At 36.0% G+C, this 26,942-nt stretch carries 20 protein-coding genes; 10 read left to right on the top strand and 10 right to left on the bottom strand.

What is annotated here, in order from left to right; all coding sequences use genetic code 11:
• Positions 1 to 23 precede the first annotated feature (23 nt).
• A complete protein-coding gene (locus SGJ10_14980) occupies positions 24 to 3,704 on the bottom strand; it encodes a PKD domain-containing protein (protein MDZ4759427.1) in 3,681 nt (1,226 codons plus the stop codon).
• A gap of 474 nt (positions 3,705 to 4,178) precedes the next feature.
• Here SGJ10_14980 and dut point away from each other — a divergent pair, with 474 nt between their 5' ends.
• The 6 genes from dut to SGJ10_14950 all read left to right on the top strand — a co-directional run bounded on the left by dut (position 4,179) and on the right by SGJ10_14950 (position 10,171).
• Positions 4,179 to 4,613, top strand: coding sequence for a dUTP diphosphatase (gene dut / locus SGJ10_14975; GenBank protein ID MDZ4759426.1), 435 nt, complete (start codon positions 4,179 to 4,181; stop codon positions 4,611 to 4,613).
• 28 nt (positions 4,614 to 4,641) lie between these two features.
• Positions 4,642 to 5,643, top strand: coding sequence for a sugar phosphate nucleotidyltransferase (locus SGJ10_14970; protein MDZ4759425.1), 1,002 nt, complete (start codon positions 4,642 to 4,644; stop codon positions 5,641 to 5,643).
• Positions 5,644 to 5,650: 7 nt separating this feature from the next.
• Positions 5,651 to 7,408, top strand: coding sequence for a tetratricopeptide repeat protein (locus tag SGJ10_14965; protein MDZ4759424.1), 1,758 nt, complete (start codon positions 5,651 to 5,653; stop codon positions 7,406 to 7,408).
• Between the two features lie 121 nt (positions 7,409 to 7,529).
• Positions 7,530 to 8,336: a DUF4292 domain-containing protein gene (locus tag SGJ10_14960; protein ID MDZ4759423.1), complete on the top strand. Its 807-nt coding sequence runs from the start codon at positions 7,530 to 7,532 to the stop codon at positions 8,334 to 8,336.
• A complete protein-coding gene (locus SGJ10_14955) occupies positions 8,321 to 9,658 on the top strand; it encodes a peptidoglycan DD-metalloendopeptidase family protein (protein MDZ4759422.1) in 1,338 nt (445 codons plus the stop codon). The genes SGJ10_14960 and SGJ10_14955 overlap by 16 nt, the downstream gene beginning before the upstream one ends.
• A 141-nt stretch (positions 9,659 to 9,799) precedes the next feature.
• Positions 9,800 to 10,171, top strand: coding sequence for a hypothetical protein (locus SGJ10_14950; protein MDZ4759421.1), 372 nt, complete (start codon positions 9,800 to 9,802; stop codon positions 10,169 to 10,171).
• 356 nt (positions 10,172 to 10,527) lie between these two features.
• Here the strand turns inward: SGJ10_14950 and SGJ10_14945 are convergent, their stop codons facing one another.
• The 3 genes from SGJ10_14945 to rbfA all read right to left on the bottom strand — a co-directional run bounded on the left by SGJ10_14945 (position 10,528) and on the right by rbfA (position 12,797).
• Entirely contained in the window at positions 10,528 to 11,418 is an 891-nt protein-coding gene (locus tag SGJ10_14945; GenBank protein ID MDZ4759420.1) for a tyrosine-type recombinase/integrase, read from the bottom strand.
• 73 nt (positions 11,419 to 11,491) lie between these two features.
• Entirely contained in the window at positions 11,492 to 12,298 is an 807-nt protein-coding gene (locus SGJ10_14940) for a class I SAM-dependent methyltransferase (protein MDZ4759419.1), read from the bottom strand.
• A gap of 139 nt (positions 12,299 to 12,437) precedes the next feature.
• The gene (rbfA, locus tag SGJ10_14935) at positions 12,438 to 12,797 is read right to left on the bottom strand and encodes a 30S ribosome-binding factor RbfA (GenBank protein MDZ4759418.1); all 360 of its coding nucleotides are present in this window, start codon (positions 12,795 to 12,797) and stop codon (positions 12,438 to 12,440) included.
• A gap of 161 nt (positions 12,798 to 12,958) precedes the next feature.
• Here rbfA and SGJ10_14930 point away from each other — a divergent pair, with 161 nt between their 5' ends.
• Positions 12,959 to 14,620: a DUF4139 domain-containing protein gene (locus tag SGJ10_14930; protein ID MDZ4759417.1), complete on the top strand. Its 1,662-nt coding sequence runs from the start codon at positions 12,959 to 12,961 to the stop codon at positions 14,618 to 14,620.
• Positions 14,621 to 14,672: 52 nt separating this feature from the next.
• A complete protein-coding gene (locus SGJ10_14925; GenBank protein MDZ4759416.1) occupies positions 14,673 to 16,766 on the top strand; it encodes a M43 family zinc metalloprotease in 2,094 nt (697 codons plus the stop codon).
• A 280-nt stretch (positions 16,767 to 17,046) separates the two neighbouring features.
• Here the strand turns inward: SGJ10_14925 and SGJ10_14920 are convergent, their stop codons facing one another.
• Together SGJ10_14920 and SGJ10_14915 are read right to left on the bottom strand one after the other, a co-directional pair.
• Positions 17,047 to 17,793: a T9SS type A sorting domain-containing protein gene (locus tag SGJ10_14920; GenBank protein ID MDZ4759415.1), complete on the bottom strand. Its 747-nt coding sequence runs from the start codon at positions 17,791 to 17,793 to the stop codon at positions 17,047 to 17,049.
• Positions 17,794 to 17,820: 27 nt separating this feature from the next.
• Entirely contained in the window at positions 17,821 to 18,756 is a 936-nt protein-coding gene (locus tag SGJ10_14915) for a T9SS type A sorting domain-containing protein (GenBank protein MDZ4759414.1), read from the bottom strand.
• A gap of 472 nt (positions 18,757 to 19,228) precedes the next feature.
• Between SGJ10_14915 and SGJ10_14910 the strand changes: the two genes are divergently transcribed.
• Positions 19,229 to 22,372 (top strand): ATP-dependent DNA helicase, encoded by a 3,144-nt coding sequence (locus SGJ10_14910; GenBank protein MDZ4759413.1) that lies wholly within the window; start codon positions 19,229 to 19,231, stop codon positions 22,370 to 22,372.
• A gap of 57 nt (positions 22,373 to 22,429) precedes the next feature.
• Here the strand turns inward: SGJ10_14910 and SGJ10_14905 are convergent, their stop codons facing one another.
• The 4 genes from SGJ10_14905 to SGJ10_14890 form a co-directional block, all read right to left on the bottom strand.
• A complete protein-coding gene (locus SGJ10_14905) occupies positions 22,430 to 23,272 on the bottom strand; it encodes a gliding motility-associated C-terminal domain-containing protein (GenBank protein ID MDZ4759412.1) in 843 nt (280 codons plus the stop codon).
• Positions 23,217 to 24,023, bottom strand: a complete 807-nt coding sequence (locus SGJ10_14900; protein ID MDZ4759411.1) for a hypothetical protein — start codon at positions 24,021 to 24,023, stop codon at positions 23,217 to 23,219. Before SGJ10_14900 ends, SGJ10_14905 begins: the two co-directional genes overlap by 56 nt.
• Positions 24,024 to 24,227: 204 nt before the next feature.
• Entirely contained in the window at positions 24,228 to 25,133 is a 906-nt protein-coding gene (locus tag SGJ10_14895) for a PKD domain-containing protein (protein MDZ4759410.1), read from the bottom strand.
• Positions 25,134 to 25,508: 375 nt separating this feature from the next.
• Positions 25,509 to 25,928: a lipocalin family protein gene (locus tag SGJ10_14890; GenBank protein MDZ4759409.1), complete on the bottom strand. Its 420-nt coding sequence runs from the start codon at positions 25,926 to 25,928 to the stop codon at positions 25,509 to 25,511.
• Positions 25,929 to 26,205: 277 nt separating this feature from the next.
• Here SGJ10_14890 and SGJ10_14885 point away from each other — a divergent pair, with 277 nt between their 5' ends.
• Positions 26,206 to 26,685, top strand: a complete 480-nt coding sequence (locus SGJ10_14885; GenBank protein MDZ4759408.1) for a hypothetical protein — start codon at positions 26,206 to 26,208, stop codon at positions 26,683 to 26,685.
• Positions 26,686 to 26,942 lie beyond the last annotated feature (257 nt).

Genomic DNA, 26,942 nt, shown 5'->3' with positions numbered 1-26,942 from the left:
TTTTCTTCAATTCAAGATAATACCTACCTCAGCAAAGTTAAAAAGCCTTTACGATACTCCTGTTTTTTGTACCCTCGAAATCTGCATGATAGTACCCAATAGTAAGTACCTTCGGCACACTCAGCTCCTGTATTGAATACATGACCATTCCAGTTTTTTCCATCATCGCCTTCTCCGTCTTCGGTTCCTATAAATACCAATTCACCCCAACGGTTATAAATATACAAATGATAATCTTCTTCGCCTTCTATATCAATATCAAATGCATCATTAATAGTATCGCCATTGGCAGTAAATACATTGGGGATGAGAATATGGTGTATAAGGAATGCGTGTACTGGTTTGCACAAAGAATCCCAGCAGCCTTGTTCATTATATGTCCATAAACACACATTAAATATTCCTGTGTCGCCTGCATAATTATGCGATGGGGCTATTTCTGTGCTTTTGTTTGAACTTCCCTGTTTTGCATTGCCGAAATCCCATTTATATTTTACAGCGTAAGTCGATTTTTGAATGGTACCAATCTCACCCGTTTCTCCAATTTTGGTAGCGTCCAAATCAAAATCTGCTATAATATTACTTACTATAATAGTTTTCGATATCTGATTAAAACAAGTATCATATAATGGTTGTGGCACATTGCCGGGCATATACTGTATGGTATATATCCCCGATTTGTTATAAGCATGTTTGATGGTTTTTGCTATTGCACTATCATAAGTTCCATCGTCCCAATTTATTCTATAAAAAGTATATGCAGAATCACTTTTGTCAATCAAATCAAAGTACTGGTGTGGGCATACGGTATCGGGCTTTGTAAAATCTGCTGGTAGAAATGGCTGCACAATCACTACTCTTTTCATTTGAAAATTAGTATCGGGAAATAGAGATGAACAATAATATTTATTTTTGGTATCTGGATTATATATACTGTCTTCACCATATAAATATATTTCGTATCGGCCCGGTTTGGTATAAGTAAACACTATATCTGTATCGCTAGTGGTAGAAATTATAGTACGATTGCTGTCGCCCATCAACCATATATATCTTGAACAGGTGGTATCGATACTGGTATTGCGGAACCTCACCGTCATTGCGACACAGCCGATAGAGTCAGAAATAATTTCAAAAGAAGGAATAGGACCTTTCACATATATGCGTTTCGAAATACTATCTTCACAACCCTTTTTATTTCTTGTTTTTAAGGTAACCGTAAACCAACCAAAAGAAGAATAATTATGATAAGGATTTTGCAAACTACTGTGTCGTTTACCATCGCCAAAATCCCAATCCCACCATATTGCCGTATCGTTAGCTGCGGTATAAGTGGAGTCGGATGAACTATAACTTGAATCGAATAACTGCACAAACTCACCACATAAAAACTTATCATTTTTCTGATAAAAATTTGCATGGAAGTTTAATATATGTATACCAAAATTTGCATAAAAAGTATCTATGCATCCCAAACTATCAATGCTCACTAGCATAGGTTTATATTTACCTGCTTGCTTATATGTGTGCTGCGGACGCGTACCCGTGGCCGAATCGCCATCACCAAAATACCAATACATTTTTTCGGGACGGTTGGCGAATTTCCATAAATATTGGGAATCATTATAGGTATATTTTCCTATCGATGACCAATACCATATATCATCATAAAACCTTGTGGGACTTCCCATACACATCACGGTATCTTTTACTGTAAAAAAACTAGAATGGCCTACATCAATAAATTGATAGGAATAGGCACTACAACCATGCTTATCATTAACCGTAACTGTAATAGGCCAATGCCCTTGCGATTTATATATATGTTTCTGACTTTTGATAAGCCACTTTGGTCCCTTTATAGTATCATATACAATAGTACCATCATTAAAATCCCACACCACAATATCTATACTGTCTTGAATAGAATCACGCAAACCAACTTCTATTTCACCATTGGCACATACATTTTGTTTTAGTAACACCATAATTGCTTTCGGACGAAATATTCTAAACCAATTGTGCACCCATATAGTATCTATACACGAATCCATTTCTCCATTGCTACTATTGCATCCTGTATATATTGGGCCACCACCTGTCTTACCCACGAAACCAACAGTTACCCAACCATCGGAGCCGCAAGTATAATTATATCTTGTAAACGGATTTCCGTTGCCATCAAGTGGTGTGGTATCTCGATGTACAAAATTTTTAATATCACATGCCGAATCAAAATTAATCCACCAATCTTTAAAACCGCAAGGCAAACTAGGTTGCATCTTTTCTTTAAAAAAAGTGAATAGCGAACCTTTACAATGATTGGTACTTGAATAATAAAACGGCGTAAGCTTGGGTGGACCAATCCACACGTTTTGTATCATAGAATCTACACAATGTAGAATTGTATCTTCTACGGTTAATTTTAATTGATAGCAACCTTGCTTAGTATATAAATGTGCACTTGGATTATCATGACTTATATTACAATTTTGTCCCACATTAATCCCTTTGCCAACCCACGAAGTACATGCAGGGCTGTAGTTGTCGCCATAGTCGACGGTTACTTTTGCATTCTTTGCACGAGCCTTAATAAAATCTACACATACAAATACGGAATCGTTCTTTTCTTTACACTGATTTGTATTTCTAAATTTTACTGATTTATCATTTAATCCTGGCCCATTTATATATATCGAATCGGTATAAGTGGTATTACAAAAACCATAATTTATAGATTGGCTTATATAAAAAACACCAGCTCCATATTCTCTAGCTATATGATAGAATTCCCATTTGCTATTTTCACCCACATATATCAATACTTTCTCGAGTGGTTTGTGAAACTCATTATAAAATGTGGTATTCACACTTTTTATATAGGCTGAGTTAGGCGGCAAACTTACCCAAACCTCATTTGTCCCAAAACAATGCTCGACTATTGAATCGCGAAATTGATAGTTACTGCTTACCTTCGGAATATAAATAAATGTTTCTGCCGTATCCACACATCCAGAATCATTATAACTATATAATCTAACCGTATCATACTTTCCTGCGTAAAATGTTTTGCAAAATGTCGCATTGCTATCCGTTGTATTCCCCGATTTCCATATACGGCCTTTCACATGTGTACCGGCTTGTGCAATGGATATATCTGTAAAGCAAATCCTAGGTGAATCGCAGTTTCGGTCAACAGTATCTGCAAAAAACTGTGCCACAATATCATGCTTAATATTAATGGTAACCCCAAACTTTTTAGTACATCCTTTCGTGTCCGTTATTTCCATATCTATAATAAACTGACCCGTTTGATTATAGCTATGGCAAAGTCCTTTGTTATTTATACTACTTCCTGTATCAATATTTGCAGCACCATCGCCCCATAGAATAATTCGCTTTTTTAACGCATTTTTGTCTGCACTTTCAGTACTTTCGTCTGCAACGCATATATTATTTCCCACAAAACAAAACTGGGATATTGGGTTTATAGAAAATTTGGCAACAGGCAAGTCATATACAGAAATGGTTTTAGTATCGCTGCACGATGCACCACCAGTAAAAGTAGACGTTACTTTTACTTTATATATTCCTGCCTTAATATATAAATTTGCAGGCGACGATAATGTGGATTTTTGCCCATCCCCGAAATCCCAATCATAACTTACGGGTGTCTGAGCACCTGCATCCAGCACGAAGACCATACTACTTCCAAGACAAGTGTAATTATCGCATTTTATTGTACACGATTGTGCTTCTGCATGCAAACACAGCAGATTTAAAAGTATAGTGCAAAATAAAAGTTGACAGCTTCTCAAAAAAATAATAAATATAGTTTTCAGCAAAGTAAAGGGTAATTGCTCGCATTAAGACACAATTTTAAAAAATACGTTGCCCTTGTTTTAGGAAAAAAATCAAACCTGATAAAATCCAAAATACCAAAAAATCGAACACAATATTCCTCAGGCCTACACAAATTAGAAAGCTTGCTAACAGCAACTTTATTGTGCAGTCAATGAGAACACCTAAATAAGCTGCTAACACAATTGTCAGTCTGAGTTTATTGAAGACCGTCTTTGATAAACTCAGACTGCCATCAATCAAGTTATCCCCAATGTATATTCTTTTTCTTTGTCGCTATTAGCTTACATTCCTTAATTTTGAAAACTAATAACAATATGCTCAACGTACTCGTCGTTAATAAATCGGCCAACCCATTGCCTGCATACCAAACGGTAGCCGCAGCGGGCTTAGATTTAATGGCCAATATCGAAAGCCCGATTGAACTGAATTCATTGGAGCGAAAATTAATTCCTACTGGATTGTTCATTGAGCTGCCCGTTGGCCACGAAGCCCAGATTAGACCCCGCAGTGGGCTTGCATTAAAAAAAGGAATTACCGTGCTCAATACCCCAGGCACCATCGATGCGGATTATCGGGGTGAAATCCAAGTTTTAATCATAAATTTGTCCCCCGAAAAAGTGACTCTAACCCCAGGCGAAAGAATAGCCCAAATGATAGTTTCTAAACACGAAACTATTACTTGGCAGCCCGTTGAAGAGCTCAATGAAACACAACGAGGCAATGGTGGCTATGGAAGTACAGGAATTTGAATATTATAATAACGAAAGAAAAAAATAGATGAACATTATCATACCCATGGCAGGCATGGGCAAACGCATGAGGCCACATACCCTCACCGTGCCCAAACCCCTGCTACCCGTGGCTGGCAAGCCAATTGTGCAAAGACTCGTAGAAGATTTAGCAAAAGAAAGCAACGAAAAAATTGAGGAAATAGCATTTGTGGTGGGACGATTTGGCCTCGAGGCCGAACAAAGTCTCATCAGTATTGCAGAAAGCCTAGGGGCAAAAGGTAAAATATTTTATCAAGACGAACCTTTGGGAACAGGCCATGCTATTTTATGTGCAGCCGAAAGCCTTAAAGGAAACGTAATTGTAGCATTTGCTGATACTCTTTTTGTGGCCGATATCAAAATTGACCGCAACCTCGATGGGGTTATTTGGGTGAACCATGTGAAAAATCCCGAACAGTTTGGGGTGGTGAAAATGGGTGAGGATGGTTTTATCAGTGATATGATAGAAAAACCCAAAGATTTTGTGAGCGATATGGCCATCATCGGTATATATTATTTTAAAGATGGTGAAAATCTTCGCACCGAATTGCAATATCTTATCGATAATAATATAAAAGAAAAAGGCGAATACCAACTTACCAATGCCTTGGCCAATATGAAAAACAAGGGTCTCAAATTTGCCCCAGCCGCAGTTACTGAATGGCTCGACTGCGGTAATTATCAAAGCACCGTATTCACCAACCAACGAGTATTGGAAAACAAACGTAACGAAACGTTGCTTAGCCCATCGGCCAAACTAGTTAATAGTATAGTTATCGAACCATCCTATATCGGCCACAATGTCGTGATAGAAAATTCAGTGGTGGGGCCTTATGCTTCTGTGGGCGACAACTGCAAAGTATCTCATTCTGTAATCAGTAACAGTATTATACAAAGCAATACCCTTATAGAATATGCAAATATTTGTAACAGTATGATAGGTAACAACGTTCATTACAAAGGCCCGACAGAAGAACTCAGTTTGGGCGATTATTCTATATTAACCTAAGTGCATTTTGTTACCAATTATATTATATAATCACGGCTTTTGCAAGGGGCAAATCATTAAAAGGATATTATATATATTTATTGCTCTTTTTTGTTTCTCAAATTATAGTTTTTCACAGAATTCTATAGAGTCTGTTATAGCTGAACAGCAAAAAATAAAACTCGACAATTATTATTATGAGGCCCTCAAACAATTAGCTTTGTCTAATAAAGAAAGTGCTGAAACAAACCTATTGCGTTGCTTAGAGATTGAGCCCAAGCATCATGCAAGTATGTATTTAATTGGCACCATTCTGCAGGGGAAAGGCGATTATAGGCAAGCTTTGATATACTATTCAAATGCATCCAAACTCGATCCCAAAAACCGCTGGTATTTGCAACATCTAGCCGATATGTACAAAGCTGTGAGGCAATATGAAGAAGCGGCTCAAACTTTCGAACAATTATATAAACTTGAACCCGACCAGCTTAATCATGTGTATAATGCCGCTGCCATGTGGGGCATCAGTGGAAAAACAAGCAAAGCAATTAAACTCTACAATAAAATTGAAAAGAAAGAGGGCATCAACGAAAAATCATCGTTAAGCAAGGAAGATGTGTATTTACAGAAAAAAGATTATAACAATGCCATTAAAACATTGATAAAATTAGCAGATGCATTTCCATTAGAAATAAGATATAAAGGTATGCTTGCCGATTTATACCAACAACATAATCAAGTAGAAAAAGCAATAAAAATGTATTATGAAATTGCGGCCACAAAGCCACAAAGCGGATTGGCCCACATGGCCCTTTCGCAATATTATGAAAGTAAAGGTATGGACGATAGTGCCGTGCATCACCTTAAGCTTGCCTTTGCGAGCGATGATGTGCCAAGTAAAGACAAAATGGAAAATTTGATACCACGCTTGCAACGTATCAAAAAATCGGACCCAAAAACCAGGGAAGACTTTGAAGATTTATTAAATATATTAAAACTGAATGAAAGTGAAGAACCCACTTTTTTTCTTATCTCTGCTCGTTACAACCAAACCATTGACAAATTGGAAGATGCCAGAAACGATTTGGAAAGAGCAATACAATTATCGCCCAGTATACAAAATGCCCATTCAGAAATTATCGAAATTGATATTAAATTAAAAGATGATAAAAAAGTAATTGAGGATGCCGATAGGGCCATTTCATACTTCCCCCACGTTACAGGTTTTTATTTGTATAATGCACAAGCAAACTATAACCTTAAAAAGTATGACCGAGTGGTAACCCTTTGCAGACAAGGTATTGAGACTTCGCCCATCGACCGCAGTTTGAATATATTATTATATACCACACTGGGCGATGCCGCACATTTTGCAAAACAATACAGCACTTCCGATTCCGCTTTTGAACAAGTATTACTATTTGATATAGATAACTATTATACCCTAAACAACTGGGCATATTTTTTGGCCTTGCGTGGTGATAAACTCAATAAAGCAGAAGAAATGTCGAAACGCATCATTGAGCGTTTTCCTGACAATGCCAATTATTTAGATACCTACGGTTATGTATTATATAAAAACAAAAAATACAATGATGCTGAAATCAATTTAAAGAAAGCTGCGAACGGTAACCCCGATAATGGAGAAGTATTAGAACATTATGCAGATGCTTTATATAAAAACGGAAAGCCCGAAGAGGCACTTAAATATTGGATACTTGCTAAAGAGAAAGGTGGAGCAAGTGAAATGATAGACCGTAAGATTAGTAGTAAAATGATTGAATAATGGTGAATCGATAATGCAATGATAAATGATTCCCGCCGCGGCGGGGTTAATGATGCTAACGCGAATACAACCCACAACCCACACCATAGCTATCGGGATTACAACTCGCAACTAAAAAACAATGACTAAACTACTATATATAATACTTTCAGTTTCGATGTTTGCGTATTCGTGTAAACCGAAAAAGAATTTAACAAAAACTACACCTGTTGAAAAAAAGGACACTGTGCTGGTTTTAAAAAATAGAGAACCCATTCCCGTAAAAGCTGAAAGCTACCAATTTAAAAACATTGAGTGGAATACTTTTACTGCCAAGGTAGACATTGATCTGAACACCAGTGCCATCAGTTTGCCTATTAGTAATTTTAGTGGGACGCTTCGAATGAAAAAAGGAGAATATGTTTGGCTTTCTGTATCTGTCCCTTTTTTAGGTGAGCAAGCTAGGGTTTTGGTCACCAAAGATTCACTTAAGGTGCTCAACAAATTTAATAAATGTTATATACTTGCCAATTACAATTATATACAAAAATTCTCCAATGTACCTTTCACACTCGAGAAACTACAGGCGGCACTTATAGGAAATTCAACCATCGACTTGGCTAAGGCTTTTTTTAGTAAAGACAGTTTGGGTGTGGTCACTGCTAATTTGGAAGACACTGCTACCAAAAACACAATAAAAGCACTACTTAATACGTTAGAGATATTTGAGAACGCAGTCGAAGATAAAATTAAGAAACAGGATCTGAGAATAAACTATAGTAATTTCAACATGGTAGAATCAACTAAAATACCACATAGTTTGGAGTTCAATACCGTTCGACCACAACAAGCTACCATCAAATTCGATTATGATGAGCCTGCTTTCAATAAGCTACTCTCACCCGATTTTAATATCCCTGCCAGTTATACCAAATGTCAAAAAAAATGAAGATGAAAAGAATATATATATATATCATCACCTTTATGGCTATCAACAATGCATTTGTTTCACTTGCCCAACAGCCTAGCAAAAGTGATTTAGAAAAAAGCAAAAAACAAAAACAGCAAGAGATACAAGAAATAAAAAACTATATTTCTCATAACAAAAATAGTCAGTACAAATCACTTTTTGTATTACAGTCGCTCACCAGGCAAATATATACCAGACAATCTGTTATCTCTAATTTGGGCCAACAAGTAGACTACTTAGAAAATGAATTGATTGCAATTGAAGATTCGGTAGTAACACTAAGCCAAAACTTAAAACAACAGAAAAGCAAACTTGCCAAAATGGTAGTGGGTGCTTATAAAAACCGTGACCACTATAATAAACTGGTATATATATTTTCTGCAAGTTCGTTTAACCAAGCAGTAAATAGAATAAAGTATTATAAGACACTAGCCGAGCAACGCAAAACACAGTTAAATAAAATTAAAGAGACCAAAGTTGTATTATCTGGTAAGCAAAAAAGATTGACCTATACCAAAACAAATAAAGAGCAAACCATTGGCGAAAAAGAAACCGAAAAGCATGCCCTGCAAAGTGACCGCGTAGAGCAAACCGATGTATTAACACAACTAAAGGGACAAGAAAAAGATTTACAACGCCAGTTGAACGACCGCAAAAAAGCGATGGCTCAATTGGATCGTGCTATTAAAGATATTATAAAACGCGAAATAGAAGAAGCCAAACGTAAACAACGTGAAGCTGATGCCGAAGAAAAACGCAAAAAAGACGAAGAGAAACGGAAGAAGCTGGAACAACAAAAACAAGATGGTATTGAGCCTAAAAAAGAAGACAAGGAAGACCAACCTAAAAAAGCAGACTTACCTGCACATGCCACTATAGACCCGCTTACTACAAACTTTGCCGTGAATCGCAACAATTTACCTTGGCCAGTTTCGAAGGGATTAATAGTGAGTTCGTTTGGGGTCCATTCTCACCCTAATCTCAAAAACATTGTGATAGAAAATAATGGCGTTGACATAAGCACCACCCCTGGTAGCAATGTTACCGCAGTATATAAAGGCACCGTGAAAGCTGTAGTAACGATTCCCGGTTTGCAAAAAATGGTGATGGTGAGTCATGGTAATTATTATACTGTTTATTGCCATTTAGAGAATGTAACCGTAAAAGTAGGCGACAATGTAAACGCCCGTCAGTCCTTGGGCTCCATCTATACTGATGTAGACGAAGGACAAACAATTTTACACTTTGAGGTGTGGAAAGATACCGTGAAATTGAACCCGGAAGATTGGTTGGGGAATTAGGAAGATGATTTGACAAATCAGTATTGGCATGTGTGTTTGCAGATTTGTCAAATCTATCACTATTAAATAGCAACACACACTAATTAATATGTTTTGCAAAAACTTATAATTATATCGACTTTATTTTTCACAAGTTGCATCATGTCTAAAATTGACAAAAAGGCAAGACGTGATTTTATAAAGAATGTGAAACACGAAAAAATAATTCTTTATGCAGGTTCAGAAGGGGCGGTAAGTACTTTCGATTTTACTTTAAGAGAACATAATAAATTTGCTAGCACTTCCTCTGCTTTTGGTTGTTCAACATACTATACAGGTGATTGGAATAAAAGAAATAACTCAGACACAATCGACTTAGCCTATTCCCTGAATCATCCGTTAGAAGATTACTATCCATATATATTAATTACACAACAACAGGATTCACTAAAGAAAGGATATGTAGAGTTTACACCCATCGACGCAACAAAGAACTACACTTTCAAACTTCCAATAATAACTATTGATAAATAATTAAGTGTAAAGTGAAGCATATGAAAATGAATATATATGTTATACTATTTCTGTTCTCTCATCTTTGCTATGGAAAGCCTAAACCACAGTATATAATACCAATTCTTAAACTAAAATAGTTCTCCGCCTGTGGCGGATTTAGTTTTTAGAATCGTAATGCCGAACTACATCCCGAACGCCCCGCTTAATCCCGATAGTTATCGGGATGCGGGGGAATTAGTCCCCCTTTTTTCGGACTATTATATATTTAATTTCGGTATAATTTGGTTTTTTGTAAAATATGTATATATTTTGCTTTCTAAAGATTTGACAACTTTACCATCTCGAAACAAGTACGGCTGTGAAATCTAAACATGCTACCCCTTTGGATGTGCCTGCTTATGCTGTGCTTTTAATCGCTCGAACGAATTATGCGTATATACTTGCGTGGCTGCTAAATTTGCATGACCCAACAATTCTTTAATTGCATTCAAATCGGCACCATGATTGAGCATGTGCGTAGCGAATGTATGACGTAATACATGCGGACTTTTCTTTTGCAAAGTAGTAAACTGCGATAAAAAATTCTTCACTTTTGTATAAACCATTCCCACACTAAGTATAACTCCTTTATCGCTGCATAAGAGTTCTATATTGTTAAAACCCATTTCTGTTTTTGCAATTATATATTCTTTGATGGCATCTTGTAATTCAGGCAGGATAGGGATAATGCGTTCTTTGTTGCGTTTACCTAATACTTTTATTTGCCCACGCAATAAATCAACATCAGCAGTTTTTAAATTCACCAATTCCGCTCTCCTAATTCCACAATGATATAATAATAATAAAATCATTTGGTTACGCTGTGTGGCAAAATCATTTTCTTCATTTTTAATATCCAAAAAGTTATTGATATTTTGTTCGTCAATAAAAACAGGAAGTTTTTTTCCCTGCTTGGGTCTTTGTACTTTTTGTATCGGATTTTGTATAATATTTCCCAAGCGAATATGATACTTAAAAAAACTTTGCAAACAAGTAATCTTTCTATTAACCGAACGTGGGCTAATGCCATCTCCCATTAGCTGTACCAGCCAACTGCGGATTATCTGGTGTGAACATTCTTCCAGATTTTCTATTTCGAAATCTAGTTTTATAAAAGCAAGAAACTGGCCTAAATCGGTAAGATATGCATCGACAGTATGTGGCGATGCTTTCTTCTCAAATTTGAGATAATCAATATATATAGTTTGAGCAGAATCGGTGTTCATTATATTATATATGTCATTCTGTCCCGATAAGTCCCGAAAGCTTTCGGGACTTATCGGGACAGAATGATAGGTATTACTTCCAAGCTTTCACTATCAAACCTGTTCCTGTTTTGTGCGAGCCTAAAGTATCCACCCAATTTAATACATAACAAAGTGGATAAAATACCAGATACCAAAAAGGAATAATGATATAGAAAAGTTTGGAAGTATTGAGCATTTGTATGGGATATTTCATAGACAATCTCCACGAAATTTTGCCAGGTGTACCATAACTGTATCTAGCAAATGTTTTGGTGAAACCAGCCAAACGTAATTTGTCTTGTATCTCATTTATATTATAACCATCACGTACATGTTCGCTAATAAATGACTCATCACTATCATCACCAACATCGCTGCCACCTTGGTCGCTAGGGGTTGATACCAACATCATACCTCCGGGTTTTAAGTTTTTATAGAAATGTTTGAACACTTCCACATCTTCCAATATATGTTCCATCACATCTACACACACCACTAAATCGTAGCTGTTTTCACGGGGGAAATTGGTAAGATCGCCCACTTCAAATTTCACATTATTCAATCCACATTCTTTAAAAAATACACGGCAATCGGCCAAGTAATCTTCTTTCACATCTACAGAAGTAATATTAAATTTGGGATTTTTATTCGCCATCCAAAAACTATATTGACCAAAGCCACAACCTGCATCCAATACTTCTTTTTTGTTTGGATTTTCATCTTGCCATACACGCAATTCTTGGTGAATATGCCAACAACGCAGCAACAAAAGATCTAATAGTTTGTAGAAAAATTTGCGGCTAGCAGTGCTCTTATTAAAAAACCTGCCGAGTCCGTCTTTTATTGGGTCATAATGCATCTTGATATGTATGATTTAGTGATTTTTGATTTAATGATTTTTTAGTTGTCGGTTGTGCGTTATTAGTTAGGAGTGGGGTATGGGCTATCTCGCGTATGCCTCTCACAACCCGCAACCCGCAACTCGCAACTGTCAACTATTATAATTCATTATTCTCTTTCAATTTTTCCAAAATTTTCTCCATCTTCAGGGCATTGTCCAAGGTGTTGTCGATATAGAAAGTGAGTTCTGGAATTTTGCGTACTTCGTTTCTTATTTTTTGAGCGAGCTCGTGTCTAATTTCTTTGCTGTGGAAATTAACCAGGCCCAATAAATAATCTTTCTCGCTTTGGTTAACAAATCCCAAATATACTTTGGCATAACCAAGATCGGGTGATACTTCTACGTCGTTCACCATTAACATTTTCCCCTCGAAATAACTGTGCGTGCGTTGTTGTATAATGTTAGACAAATCACGCTGTAGGAGCCTAGCAAATTTTTCTTGTCTGATGGAAGCCATGGTGCAAAGGTAAGATAGGATTTGGGAATTGGGAAACGGGGAATAGGATGAAATCTGAATTCCAATTCCCCAATCCTCTCGCAAAGATTGCAACTTTATTACGCGATACGCCGTTATACTTTGCACAATAATCATTATTTTTGAACCCCTCATTTAACACAATGAAAAAATTATTTAGTATTTTAGTATTTGCTTGTAGTGTTAGTCTTCACATCGCTCAAGCACAAGAGCGTCTGAATTTTGACAGTAAACCTTCTAATGTTACCATTTATACAATGGGAGCAACACTCGTCCAATATGGATCCGTCAATCTTAAAAAGGGAACCAACCAAATCGAATTCAAGGGCATTTCAGCCAAAGCCGATGCTGACCGAATTTTGTTACAGTTTTCGGGCAATGCCAAAGTAGTCGCACTTACAGAAGTGTCTTTAGAATTGACGGCATTGGAGCAAAACATACATTACAAAAGCATCACAGACAGCCTCAAATTGATACAGGCTCAGATTAATGAGACCAATGATTTGATTAGCATTTATAATAAAGAACGTGATTTGTTTTCAAGTAATATGAATATAGGTGGTAGCAATGTGGGCGTGCAAGTAGTGGAGCTACAGAAAATGGCTAACCTATTTCGTTCAAGGCTTACCGAGATTGTTCATTTATTACGAAAGTACCAAATACAATTAGATAGTTTGGCCGGTATACGCACAGCTTTAAAAGTATATAAGTCGAAAATGGAGAATACCTTTTACAAGACAAACAGGCTGGTGAAAGCAACTGTAGAAAGTGAAATGGCCACAACCGAAATATACGAGTTCCAACATTTTGTTACCGATTGCGGTTGGGCTCCCTTTTACGATTTTAAAATTTCAGATATTTCCAAACCCGTCAATTTAGTATATAATGCAAAAATGTATAATAATACTGGAATCGATTGGAATAATATACAATTGGTGGTGTCAACGGCTGACCCTTCTAAGTCGGCCATGGTGCCAGTGCTCGATCCTTGGCGTATCGATTTTGAGTCGCCAACAGGGCAAATGTATTCAAGTGGTAGACAATCCAACTGGGCCAATAAAAGTAAAATTCAAAAAAATAGTAACGGTTATACTACTTATGATATCATAACAAATAGTAATAGAGATGAACAGAAAAAATTTACCACCATTGATATATCACAATTAAGTGTAGATTTTGAAATAGCAGAAAAGAAAACAATTCCTACCGATGGAAAACCTTATTTGGTAGAAATGAAACAATATACTTTGAAAGCAGATTATCACTATGTAGCTATTCCCAAATTAGATGCAAAGGCTTATTTGATGGCCAGTATTTTAGATTGGGATACTTTGAATTTGATTGAAGGCCCCGCAAATGTATATATGGGAAAAACATATATAGGCGAATCATATATTAACCCAAATATTGATGGTGATACCCTAGAAGTTTCGGTGGGCCGTGACCAAAAGGTTGTTCTGAAATATGAGAAGAAAAAAGAAAAATCTCATAAGACTTTTTTTAGTGGAAACACAGTCAGTAATTTCACGTATGAAATATCTATTCGAAATGGAAATAGTAAAGATGTATCTATTAATTTGTTCGACCAAGTGCCAATTAGTGCTAATAGTGAGATTGTGGTTGATGTAACAGAAATATCAGCAGCCGACTGGAACAAAGACAATGGTAAACTGCAGTGGAACATCAATGTGAAAGCGGGCGAATCCGTAAAATATATTATATCATACTCTGTAAAATATCCAAAAAATAGACCTGTAAAAGTGAAGGCCGAACGCCACAAAGCATTATACTGCCCCGACTTTTAAATATATATTATAATAGAAAACCACCCTAAAAAATCCACTATCATATATTTCAATGAAAAAATTATTAATTATTATTAGTCTTACTATTTTTGTTTTCAGCAAACTTCAAATTCAAGCACAATCCTGTCTCACCGATGAATATTTTCAAAAGCAACTGCACAATAATATAGCTTTAAAAAATGAAATTCTGAATTTTCAGCAGGGGGTAAAATTAGCAGGCCATTCGCATAAAAATGAACGTGGAGCCAATCTGCGTATCATTCCAGTAGTGGTTCATGTAATACATCAATATGGGCCCGAAAACATTTCAAAGAATCAAATACTTGATCAGATACGGATTCTCAATCTCGATTTTCGCCGGCAGAATGCAGATGCGAGTAGTACAAGAAGTATATTTCAAAATGTTGCAATTGATTGTGAAGTTGAGTTTCGTATGGCAACGAAGGACCCGCAGGGCAATTGCACTGATGGCATCGAACGTATATATTCATCGCTTACCAATACTGCTAATGAAGCCAGCAAATTAAATCCTTGGCCTAAAACTCAATATTTGAATATATGGATAGTGAAAACTATTGATGATAATATAGGAGGAGGGGGAATAGGAACGGTTTTGGGCTATGCACAATTTCCATATCCAGGTTCGGGTGCTACCAAAACGGATGGTGTGCTAATAAGAGGAGATTATTTTGGCAGCATAGGTTCAGCCAAAAATAGTGGAAATAATGGTCGAGTGGCCACTCATGAAATAGGGCATTGGTTGGGTTTGTTTCATACCTTTCAAGGTGGTTGTAATGGTAGTTTCCCGGCAGAAGATGTTTATGATACACCACCTGTAGCTTCAGCAAATTCAGGCTGCCCCAGCAATCGTAACAGTTGTACGAATGATGTACCCGATCTTCCCGACCAAACAGAAAACTTTATGGATTACAGTGATGGTAAATGCCAGAATATGTTTTCATCGGGGCAAAAAGATGTGATTGATGGCGTGTTCCAACAATATCGAGGAACTATATATACAACAGCCAATTTAAAAGCAACAGGAGTATATGATACTTCAAATATTGCCTTGTGTATTCCCAAGGCCGATTTTTATACGCCATTGGTCAATGTATGTCAAGGTTCACAAATTAAGTTTTATGATAATAGCACGAGAGGAAAAGTAGCGAACTATAAATGGTATTTCGAAAATGGAAATCCAGCTACAGCTATAGATTCAAACCCTACCGTATCTTTTACCAAATCCGGTTCAATGTATGTAAAGTTGGTGGTAGCTAATGCAAGCGGAGCCGACTCGGTAACTAAAATTTCTTATATCAATGTTGTATCAAATGTATCGGGTTATAAAACCCCTTGGCAATATAGTTTTGAAACAAATACCACCTTGCCGTCCGAATTGACCGCAATGGCAGTAGCAGGGAGTAATGGGTGGAAATTAAATAAAACAACAGGTTATGCTAGTACCTCCTGTTTATATATCAATAACTATAATAATTTCAATGTAGGCGATTATTGCGAACTCACCATTCCCCCATTGGACATGACTTCACGCTTGGCCCCCAACTTAGAATTTTTTATATCCTATGCCCGTCGCACTGCTGCTAGTTTTGATAATTTAAAGATATTTGCTTCTTCCGATTGTGGTTTGAACTGGAATAATATATTTTCAAAATCAGGCGGAAAATTAGAAACTACCACCACCCAAAACAGTACCTTCACTCCCGCCTCGACAGCCGATTGGCGTAGAGAGAAAGTAAGTTTGAGTGCTTACCAAACCGTACAGAATCTAATGCTCAGATTTACTTTTATCACAAGTGGCGTAGGTAATAATTTCTATATAGATAATATTAATGTTGGTGGGTGGCCGTTGGCAACAAATGATATAGATATGGCAAACATTATTGAAATTTATCCCAACCCAAATAATGGAAATGCCACTATCAAATTACCTGAAAACATATATGATAATATAAAAATTATTTTGGTGGACATGACAGGAAGACAATTGACAAACGTACAACTTCCAAGCAATACCTCAACTTTCGAACTTAGAAACATATATAACAATACCTTGAGCAAAGGAATTTATCAATTGATTTTTGTGACAGAAAAGGGAAGTGTGAGTAAGAGTTTGGTGGTGGAATAAGAATTACAAATTTTCAATTACGAATTACGATTTTTTTTGTCGCTGAATAGCCGTAATTCCCCATTCCGCAATTTAATTAAATTTGTTATACCGATGTAGGAGGTATCTACGATTTTAGTGCAGTTGGTAGATTTGACAACCCAGCCAAGCCCATACGTACGCAGAGTTGTCAAATCTGTGCATGCAAATACCCATTTTTGCCGCAAGTGTCGCGTGTTTGGCCATAAGCGAATGATGACTTGTGGTTATTTATGAAATAAAAAGTCTTTTGACTTAGCTACTATTCCACCACAATCTTTTGCATCACATCGCCCACAAGTATTATATATAATCCTTTTGGCAGCCCTCCCACATTTATACTATATACATTCTCCCCATTTGTAATTGTATCATATATTTTCTTACCTAGCATATCATGCAGTACGATGCGTGTTTGTCCGTGGTTGGTGTCCCCACCAACCATCCCACGCATTCCCTCAATATATAATATATCTTTAGTCGGATTTGGATATATATTAAACACACTACTATTATAATTAGCAATCCCAGTAAACATCAAGGAACTACTATTAGCTACACATCCATCCGCATCCAGCACTTGCACATTATATCTGCCTGTGGGTGGGTGTAAAAGTGCGGAGCTGTTACTATATAATATATTATCTTTATACCAAGTATAACTAACAATAGGCCTTGTAGTTATCACATATAAACTATCTTTTCCTTTCTTGATATTGGCAAACAGTTGTGGTAGGAAACTTATTTTTAGTGGCATTAAATTATGATTTTTATTCCATAGCTGACACCCCCCCCCTAAATAAAAAAGTAAATCACCACTACAACTTGAAATAGCACTTGAAAATTTACTTATATCATTTTTATTGGTAATACCTGAGTCATAACATGACCCTGACTGGAACAATGTTGGGGGTGAAGTGCTAAAATTAATGCCACCGTGCCAGCCAAAAGTCCAATTGTTATCATATTGGGCATTAGATATGTCACAATTGATTACTATTATAAGCAATATAAAATATTTTAAATATCGCACTATCTAATTATTTAGTTTATTAATTTTATTATACTGATTAAATCCTTTGTTAGAAAAAATCTTTATTATATATGCCCCAGAAGGCATTGAACTACAGTTTATACTATTGCTTATAGATAATTTTCCTTTCTGAGTGATTCGTCCAGTCATATCAAATATTTCGTAGTAGAAAATCTCCTGTTCATCTATAGAATTAATAGTAATGTTTAATAAGTCGTAAAATGGGTTTGGGAAATATGATATTATTTGCTGAGTTATTTCGTTCATAGACTCCTGAGGGGCAAATGCACGCCCCGCAGACCTATTACAGCCAGAAGGAGCTCCGCCGTTCGAGTTGCCTTTAAATCCATTTAAAGAAAAAGCAACATTTGAATTCATTTGATAAGGATTAAGAGTATTGTGATTAGGTTTGTTAATATCATAATATGCGAACCCCTGTCCACCGCTATTTAATTCAATATGTTTCTGATTAGCATTCCCCGACAAATCATCCCACAAAAAGTCCCAATCAATATTATTATTGTTACTATTACTCCAAATAAATATATTTCCGGATTCTTGTGCACCGCCAATATCATTTAATTTACCGCAACCAAAAATACCTACATTATTCAGCAGAAAATTATTACACCCAATATTGACTGCTATAGTATTCGTATTGGTATTATTACAAATACTACCGCATGTATTTGGGTGGTTACTTGAGGCCATCACCAAACCAAATTGATTGTTAAAAAATACATTTTCTGTAATTGTTGTCGTGGCTTGGTTTGAGTGTGTATTATAATACTGCAAGCCATTTTTGCAATAATGAAATTTACTATTGGAGACAGTGCATTCATCGGTTTGGTCAAGCCATACTCCATTGTTAATTGGAGGCGTAATAGGAGGAGGATAAGCAGTAAAATCGGGAATGCGGGTGTTTTTTGTTGTAGACACCTTTAAAAATAAAACCATTAAGATTAGCAGTTCCAGATGGCTGTACATTAAAGAACGTCCAATCTCTTTTTTGTGCAATTAAATTAGTAGTGCTACACATCGCCAATAATAAAAGAATATAGAAATTCTTTTGTAAGAACGGTTTAACAACTTTGTAATTGGAAGTTATCGAATTCGAAATGGGGGAGGAGTAATATGCTGTTTTTCATTTAGTTATATTTGTTTAAGGTTTAAAATAAAAAAATTGTATGGCAAATGTAAACTATTGAATAATACCAAATAACATTTTTTTTTGATTGTAGAAACTAATCATTTGTGCAGGCTGATCTATATCCACAACTTCTTCCTCTTTTTATCAACTCCTACTTTTGGTAACAACTCTACTATTATATTTGTCCATTCATCTAAATCTTGCGTCAGCATCCCGATAGTTATCGGGACGTAAATCGTAAATCATTAAATCGTAAATATTATGACCCCGTTTCAAGAAGCCTACAACAACCTCAACGAAGCCCAACGCGAAGCAGTAGACCAAATAGAAGGCCCAGTACTCGTAATAGCTGGCCCAGGCACAGGCAAAACACAAATTCTTGCTACACGTATTGGGCATATATTGGTGTCGGATACTACACACGCGGCACCCGAAAATATATTATGTATTACCTATACCAATGCAGGAGTGGTGGCCATGCGTAAACGCTTATTGCATTTAATTGGTCCTGATGCTTACAGAATTAAGATAGAAACTTTTCACTCTTTTTGTAATGATATTATACAACAACATGCTGCCGATTTTGGATTGCGTGAAATGAGCCCTGTTACTGAAATAGAAGTAATAGAACTATTACGCAAAATGATCGATAAATTGCCGCTCCAGCATCCGCTAAAAAGGCAGGGCAGCGGAGCATATTATGATGTGGCTCGTTTGCAGAAATTATTTGGCGTAATGAAGCACGAAAACTGGATGCCCGAATATATAACAGAAAGGGTAGGCGAGTATCTGAAAGAAGTGGAAAGTGATACGACTAATTCAGAATTTTATTATCAAAAAAAATACAAGCAGTATAATGCGGGCGATGCCAAACCCACGGCTATGGAGAAGTTGCAAAAGGATATGCAACAATTAATTGCTGCTGCAAATTTATATCCCAACTATAATGAACAATTAAAAGAACTTGGCCGCTACGATTTTAATGATATGATATTGTGGGTGCTTCAACTATTTGTGGACCGCCCGCAAACACTGCGTATTTTTCAGGAGCGTTTTCAATATATATTGGTGGATGAATTTCAGGATACCAATGATGCACAAAATCAATTGGTGCAACTGCTGTGTAATTATTGGCCCAATCCCAATGTATTTGTAGTAGGCGATGATGATCAAAGTATATATAGATTTCAAGGTGCGAATGTGGCGAATATTTTTAATTTCAAACAACAATATGATGCCCATTTAAAAGTAGTGATGCTGCGAGATAATTATAGAAGTACGCAACAAATTTTAGATGCATCAAAAGCATTAATTGATTTGAATATTGAACGTATTACACGTATTGCAGGTTTTGAAAAACTGGATAAAAAACTCATTGCTCAAAGAGAATTTCCGAGCAATATTCAAGCACCTGTTATTATAAACTATCCTACTGAAACTGCTGAAATGGCGGGCGTTGCCAAACATATCATGGAGTTGATAGAAGAAGATACCAACCCCGCAGAAATTGCAGTGATATATAGAGAACATCGACAGGTAGAAAACTTAGTCAAGTTTTTCAAACAAAAAGAAATACCTGTGAGTTTGCAACGCAAAATTGATGTATTGAAAGAACCTTTTACACAACATTTAATTACACTTCTTAATTATATAAAAACACAAGTTGACAGACCACATAGTAATGATGATTTATTATTTCAACTATTCCATATAGATTTTTTAGGATTTGGTCCGCCAGTGGAGGCAGCAAGATTTATGGCTCGTTGGCAAAAAACTCCGAAAACACGGGGAAATATAAACTCACTTCGTGCAGCATTAGAAACTATAGCAAACCCCGAGAAGCCTAATTTATTTAGTGGTTTGAGTGATTTTGAAAAAAGTGCCTCCAAGTTATCAGATATGATTAACCATTGGGTTCCTGCTTGTGCAAACAAAACATTATTACAGTTTTTTGAAGATGTGATTACACGTTCAGGTGCACTGAAATTTGCCCTTCATCACCCCGAAAGAAATTTGTATTTGCAGCAAATCCATGCCTTGCATAATTATATAACAATAGAAGAACATAAAGCACCAGGATTAAATATTGCACGTTTCATGCAAAGTTTGGAATTGATGGCGGAGTATAATATAACTTTGGAAGCGGTATTAAACACTGGAACTGGCAAAGGCGTAAAGTTTACAACCGCTCATAGTAGCAAAGGTTTGGAATTTGAGCATGTATTTATGGTGGGTTTGGTAGGCAAGTATTGGGAAGGTGGCAGAAGAGGAGATGGATTTAAATTCCCGCCCAATATATTAGACCATACCCAACGTCAAGCCAGTCAAATGGCGGTGGATACTGATGCATTAGCTATTGAAGAAAGCCGTCGACTTTTCTATGTGGGTATGACAAGAGCAAAGCATGGTTTATATATGAGTTATTATAATTTTGACAATGAAGATAAAGAAGCTATCCCAACCCGTTTTGTTCCCGAGGTAGAAAAGGCAGGTATTATGATACAAAGAGTAGAAGCAAATGATGATATATTAGCCGAAGCACTTGCTCTGGTAATGGCAGAACAAAAAGAAAGCAAGCCAGAATTATTGGCCAATGAAGAAATGGAAAATTTGTTGGGCGATTATAAATTAAGTGTGTCACATCTCAATGCATATTTGGAATGTCCCATTGGTTTTTATTATATGTATTTATTAAAAGTGCCTACAGGAAGTGCCCCAGCATTGTCATTTGGAAACGCAGTGCACAAAGCATTGGAGCGTTATTTCAATAAAAACAAAGAGGAGAAAACATTTGACAATGCGGAAGAGTTGGTGCAATTTTTTACCTATGAAATGTATTTGCGAAAACATGAATTTGTGGCCGAAGAATATGAACGTAGAATAGAATATGGAAGCGATGTATTAAAACAATACCACAATCATTTCAAAGATAAATGGAATCCTATTATACAAACAGAGGTACGCATGGAAGCTATTATTTTCAATGATATACCCTTAAAAGGTTTCATAGATAAATTAGAATTTGAGGGGAGCAAAGCCACAGTGGTCGATTATAAAACTGGCAAGTTCGATAAGAAAAAATTAAAACGACCCGAGCCAGGTAATATAGATCCTGAAATTGCTTTGGGTGGCGACTATTGGAGGCAAGCTGTGTTCTATAAAATATTACTAGACAACGATCCAAAAGCCAGAATGCGTGCTTGGAATTTTGACAAAGCAGTATATCAATTTATAGAACCCGATAAAGATACCAAGCAATTTCATGAAGAAACGATGCATATAGTTCCAGAAGAAACCGGCATGCTATCAGTTCAAATAAAAGATGTTTACACCCGCATTAAAAACCACGAGTTTGATAAAGGGTGTGGTGAGTGTGATTGGTGTAAGTTGAATAGGAGGGATTGAGGTTTAACTTTTGGAAAGTATAGAACTTTCCAAAAGTTAAAAGTTAAAGATGACCTACTATCTTAACAAATGTATATCCCCAGATAAGTTTTTCTTATTACAATCAATACAATTATTAGAAGTATTAATGTTTAAATTTCCTACATTATTATACATTACATTGCTCAATACCCAAAGGTAAACATCCTGATTGCATAGTTTTCCCTTAAATGTTCCATCCCAACCTATGTCATTCTTGTGGCCTACATATACACGCTCACCCCACCTATTAAAAATGGTAAAAGTATAATCCTCATACCCATTAACTTTGATATCAAAAAAGTCATTCACACCGTCATTGTTGGGGGTAAAGGCATTGGGAACATATATTGAAAAGAATGGGTATATTTTTATAGGATTTTCTGCTGTATCACTACAAATTCCGTTATAAGCAATCAACTGTATTTTATACTGCCCTGGAGTTGTATAATTTACGACGGGGTTATTGTTAAAACTAGATTCACCATTGCCGAAATGCCAAAGATAGCTCGTCGCATTTATACTTTTATCTATTAAAATAATATTGGCAGGGATTGTATCTGTATTGAATTTAATAGAATCCGATTTGCGGTCAATAATAAAAGAAGCACGAGGAGTTATATGTATATATATGGAAGTTGTTTTCGAAATCGCACTACAAAATGGCGGGTTGTTGTTCGATGCTAACAGACTTAAAACATATAAGCCCGTATCCTTGGTATTCATTTTCATTTTTCCATCATAAGTTGTAATGAGAATAGAATCATTATTATGGTACAATTTCCAATAATAAGACACATCAAAGTAAGTTGCATCTACTGAAATACTAAAATTTGAACGGGCACAGATGGTGGTGTCCAATATAGCAATATATATATTCATGGCCTTTCACCTTCACACCTCTTGCATTGATATTTATAGTATCAGCATTTCCGCACCCAGGAATATATATAAAACTATATTTCCTTACTGAGTCTAAAAACAGGGAGGTGGCAGAAACAATATTTCCATCCAAATATATAGTGGTACCTGCTTTACTAGGAAGTGAAATGGTAGATTGGATGCAGGTGTCGTAATCACTTGGTAAATTAACTATAGCTGGTGTTAACAAATCAAAAGTGTCACTTAAAACTATAAAACCACAACCATTAAATGAGGAGTCTAAAACAACATATTTGCCTGTTTGCGGCAATAATATGGGTGCGGGAATTCCAGTGCTTGTAAATTTATTTATTTGTGTATTGTTTCTATATACATAAAAATGATTCGACTGTGTACTCACTCCCGAACTAAAATATTTGTCGAAATAGAATGAATCATTTCCCGTAAAACAACCATCGGGCATGGCGTTCATGTTCATCATAGGGCCTTGTGCAATTGTTATAACACTATCAGCAGGACATACTGAGGATGTACCTATGGTAAATTGTATAGTATAAGTCCCTGGACTATTAAAGACAAATTTCGGGGCATTGGTATTTTGCCCTACTATTGAAACGCTACCATTTATACTACTGCAATTATATATTGAAGTATTGCTTGCATAAACAAAAGCCTTAATTGTATCGCCAGTACATCCAGTTTTGGGAAGTTGAACACTGTCGATCGATGACAAATTAAATGTACGAATCATAACTTTAAAACCACAAGTATTGAATGCAGAATCAATAACGGTATAGGTTCCTGCTTTAGTTAGATTTATCGAAGCTGGAATACCCGAATCAATTTTTTGATATATAATACTATTCTTTAATAATATATAATAATGATTTGACTGAGGTATACCATTTGTCGAAAAATAGTTGGAAAAAGCAAAAATCAGGAACCGCAGATAAATTCATGTCAGGCCCTTGCCCACTATAATTGTATCGTATTTGATACAAGTAACTGGATTGCAAATAGCGAAGGCTATAACAAAAGTGCCCGTACTATTAAAAATAATTTTAGGGGTGCTGGTATTTTTTCCTATAATAGTTACCCATCCATTCAAACTATAGCAATCGTAATATTTAATATTTTTTGCATATACTCTTGCTGCAATTGTGTCGCCAGTACAAGTTTTTTTTGCACATTGCACACTGTCTATTTTTACCACTACAATTGGGATTGAATCTTCTACACTCCCGCAAGTGTTAGAACAGGTAAGCTTTATATAATATATCCCCGGTTTTGTATAAGCGTGCCGTGGAATAGGAAGTGTATAGTTGTTCGTGATATCATTTACAGAATATGGAGAGGTGCCATCTCCAAAATTCCAAATAATAGTTGCAGAATTATTCACAAATCCATTCGTGCAGCTATTTCCAGTTAAACTCAGAACCAGAGAGTCATTCACGCAAACCGTATCTTGACAATTAACTTTGGGTAAACGGGGTAAATATTGCACTGAAACTGTAGTGCTTATTGAACTAAAACTAAAGGTAGCAGCGGGGCTGCCTTTATAATATTTGGCTTCAACTTTTATATCTTGTGGTCTGCTTGCAGGACAGCTATCTTTAGGTGTAAAGTTATAACAATGTTTTATTGTGGTGTCCAAGGTTGAAGAAATAATTGTCAAATATTTATTGTCGCCAAAATCGACACATATTGAATCAACAGATATTTTAGTTTTAATTTCTAAATCAATACATCCTTTATAACAAATCAGGTTGTTCCCACTAATTCCTAGCGAAGGGTCAATCTTGCCTGCCGCAGTACTGTTATAGGGAAATGAACTACACTGAGAATACAGTTTGTTAGGCATTATAATACAAAAGCATATAAATAGTATAGCATAAAAGTATGTATTTACCTTTTTCATTAAGGAAGCAAATATAGCTTCTATATGCTAATAAAAAACTTATTTCTGGTATCTGTTATACCAATTCTTAACCTAAAATAGTTCTCTGCCTGTGGCGGATTGGTTTGTAGAATGGTAATGCCGAACTACATCCCGAAAGCCCCGCAAACTTGCGGGGGAATTAGCCCTTTCTTTTGGACTATTATATATTGAGTTTCGGTATAATACATATTTCTCAAAAAAATAAGAATGTAAATTTCAAGATATAAACTATAGTAAAATAAAAAGCCCCACCAAAATATTTTGACGGGGCTTTTTGATTTAGTTTGTTTTAACTAATTATTTTTTGCTTAATGTATAAGTATAAGTGGTGCTTGAGGTAGCATCACTTTCGGTAGAAGTCCAAATTTGTTTGGTCTTCTCATTGGTAGTTACGGTCATTACAGAAGGTGTTTTTCCACTTTCTGTAATAGTTACAGTAGTCTCAGTATTAGTCCAATTGAAGGTACTATTTTGAGAGCCACCACCAAAGTTTGTTGAACTTGTGCCAGTGCCGTCACTCTTAAAAGTGAAAGTACCAATGTTTGGGAAAGAAAAAGTTTGTCCAGCACCACCACCAATAGGAGTGACTATACCATCAGCTTTGTCAATGTTCCAAGTACCTTCAATGCGTTTTTCTAGTTGCTTTTCTTTATTACAAGAACTAAAAGTTACAGCCAACGCTGCGATAATAAGGGTTAGGGTAATTATTTTTTTCATGATTTTAATTTATTAGATTACAAAATAAAGCCTCTTAACCTTACAAACCAAATGTTTTCTTTAAGAAAGTTCTAAACTTTCCTAAAGGTGTCACCAACGAAAATGTAATCTACAGCATAGGAAATAAAATGTAAATTCTAAAAATGTAAAATAAAAAATAATCCCAAGCCCACCTTTTCAAAAACTCCCCCGTAATGGTATTTGAAAAGCAATTAAAAATATTGAAAGAACATCTACTTTAAATTTTATTTCAACTCACAATTAATTATTAAACACCATGAAAAAATCAATTTTAATGTTGGCCATTGCCGGCACCGCGATGTTCTTTATGCCAAGCTGCAAAAAAGCAGAAACCCTACTTACACCCATTGAGTCAGCTACTGTTGCAGCGGGTACCACCTACACCTATGTATTGCCTACAAATACGGATGATGCCTTTGAAGTAACTACGCAACCTTTGCACGGCACATTAAGTGCCTTGGGAGTAGATGCAGCAGGACAATTAATTTATCAGTATATTCCTGATGGTACCTATACCGGAACTGATAAGGTAGTTATCTCTACAGTGAAAGGAATTAAGGGCAAATGCAAACACCCCAAAGATTCTTTGATGCCTCCTCCTCCTCCAAGAGACTCAAGCAAAATGGATTCTACTTGCAAAGGCCCTCGTCCTCCAAAGCACCGCAAATGCAAAAAGAATGAAGCTCTAGAGAACGACTATATAATCACCATTAATTTTAAGGTGGTTCCAAGATAAATGGGAATGCGGTTTATATTTTAACAAATCAAGCTATAGGATAACTGTTTCCTATAGCTTCGATTTGTTTATTTCGAAACACTTAAACTATTTGATATTATACCAATTCTTAAACTAAAATAGTTCTCCGCCTGTGGCGGACTTAGTTTTTAGAATGTTAATACCGAACTACATCCCGAAAGCCCCGCTTAATCCCGATAATTATCGGGATGCGGGGGGATTAGTCCCTTTCTTTTGGACTATTATATATTGAGTTT

The sequence above is a fragment of the Bacteroidota bacterium genome, assembly GCA_034439655.1.
Taxonomy (GTDB): Bacteria; Bacteroidota; Bacteroidia; order UKL13-3; family UKL13-3; genus CANJUD01.
The sequence above is the reverse complement of the archived record's forward strand: the minus strand, read 5'-3'. Positions and strand labels throughout refer to the sequence as shown.

Coding starts and splice junctions, on each gene's coding strand:
- SGJ10_14905 (MDZ4759412.1), bottom strand. CDS start 23,272: ATGAATATATATATTGCTATATTGGACACCACCATCTGTGCCCGTTCA.
- dut (MDZ4759426.1), top strand. CDS start 4,179: ATGCTCAACGTACTCGTCGTTAATAAATCGGCCAACCCATTGCCTGCA.
- SGJ10_14925 (MDZ4759416.1), top strand. CDS start 14,673: ATGAAAAAATTATTAATTATTATTAGTCTTACTATTTTTGTTTTCAGC.
- SGJ10_14900 (MDZ4759411.1), bottom strand. CDS start 24,023: ATGATTCGTACATTTAATTTGTCATCGATCGACAGTGTTCAACTTCCC.
- SGJ10_14930 (MDZ4759417.1), top strand. CDS start 12,959: ATGAAAAAATTATTTAGTATTTTAGTATTTGCTTGTAGTGTTAGTCTT.
- SGJ10_14955 (MDZ4759422.1), top strand. CDS start 8,321: ATGTCAAAAAAAATGAAGATGAAAAGAATATATATATATATCATCACC.
- SGJ10_14885 (MDZ4759408.1), top strand. CDS start 26,206: ATGAAAAAATCAATTTTAATGTTGGCCATTGCCGGCACCGCGATGTTC.
- SGJ10_14980 (MDZ4759427.1), bottom strand. CDS start 3,704: ATGGTCTTCGTGCTGGATGCAGGTGCTCAGACACCCGTAAGTTATGAT.
- SGJ10_14950 (MDZ4759421.1), top strand. CDS start 9,800: ATGTCTAAAATTGACAAAAAGGCAAGACGTGATTTTATAAAGAATGTG.
- SGJ10_14940 (MDZ4759419.1), bottom strand. CDS start 12,298: ATGCATTATGACCCAATAAAAGACGGACTCGGCAGGTTTTTTAATAAG.
- SGJ10_14910 (MDZ4759413.1), top strand. CDS start 19,229: ATGACCCCGTTTCAAGAAGCCTACAACAACCTCAACGAAGCCCAACGC.
- SGJ10_14895 (MDZ4759410.1), bottom strand. CDS start 25,133: ATGCCTAACAAACTGTATTCTCAGTGTAGTTCATTTCCCTATAACAGT.
- SGJ10_14945 (MDZ4759420.1), bottom strand. CDS start 11,418: ATGAACACCGATTCTGCTCAAACTATATATATTGATTATCTCAAATTT.
- SGJ10_14960 (MDZ4759423.1), top strand. CDS start 7,530: ATGACTAAACTACTATATATAATACTTTCAGTTTCGATGTTTGCGTAT.
- rbfA (MDZ4759418.1), bottom strand. CDS start 12,797: ATGGCTTCCATCAGACAAGAAAAATTTGCTAGGCTCCTACAGCGTGAT.
- SGJ10_14890 (MDZ4759409.1), bottom strand. CDS start 25,928: ATGAAAAAAATAATTACCCTAACCCTTATTATCGCAGCGTTGGCTGTA.
- SGJ10_14970 (MDZ4759425.1), top strand. CDS start 4,642: ATGAACATTATCATACCCATGGCAGGCATGGGCAAACGCATGAGGCCA.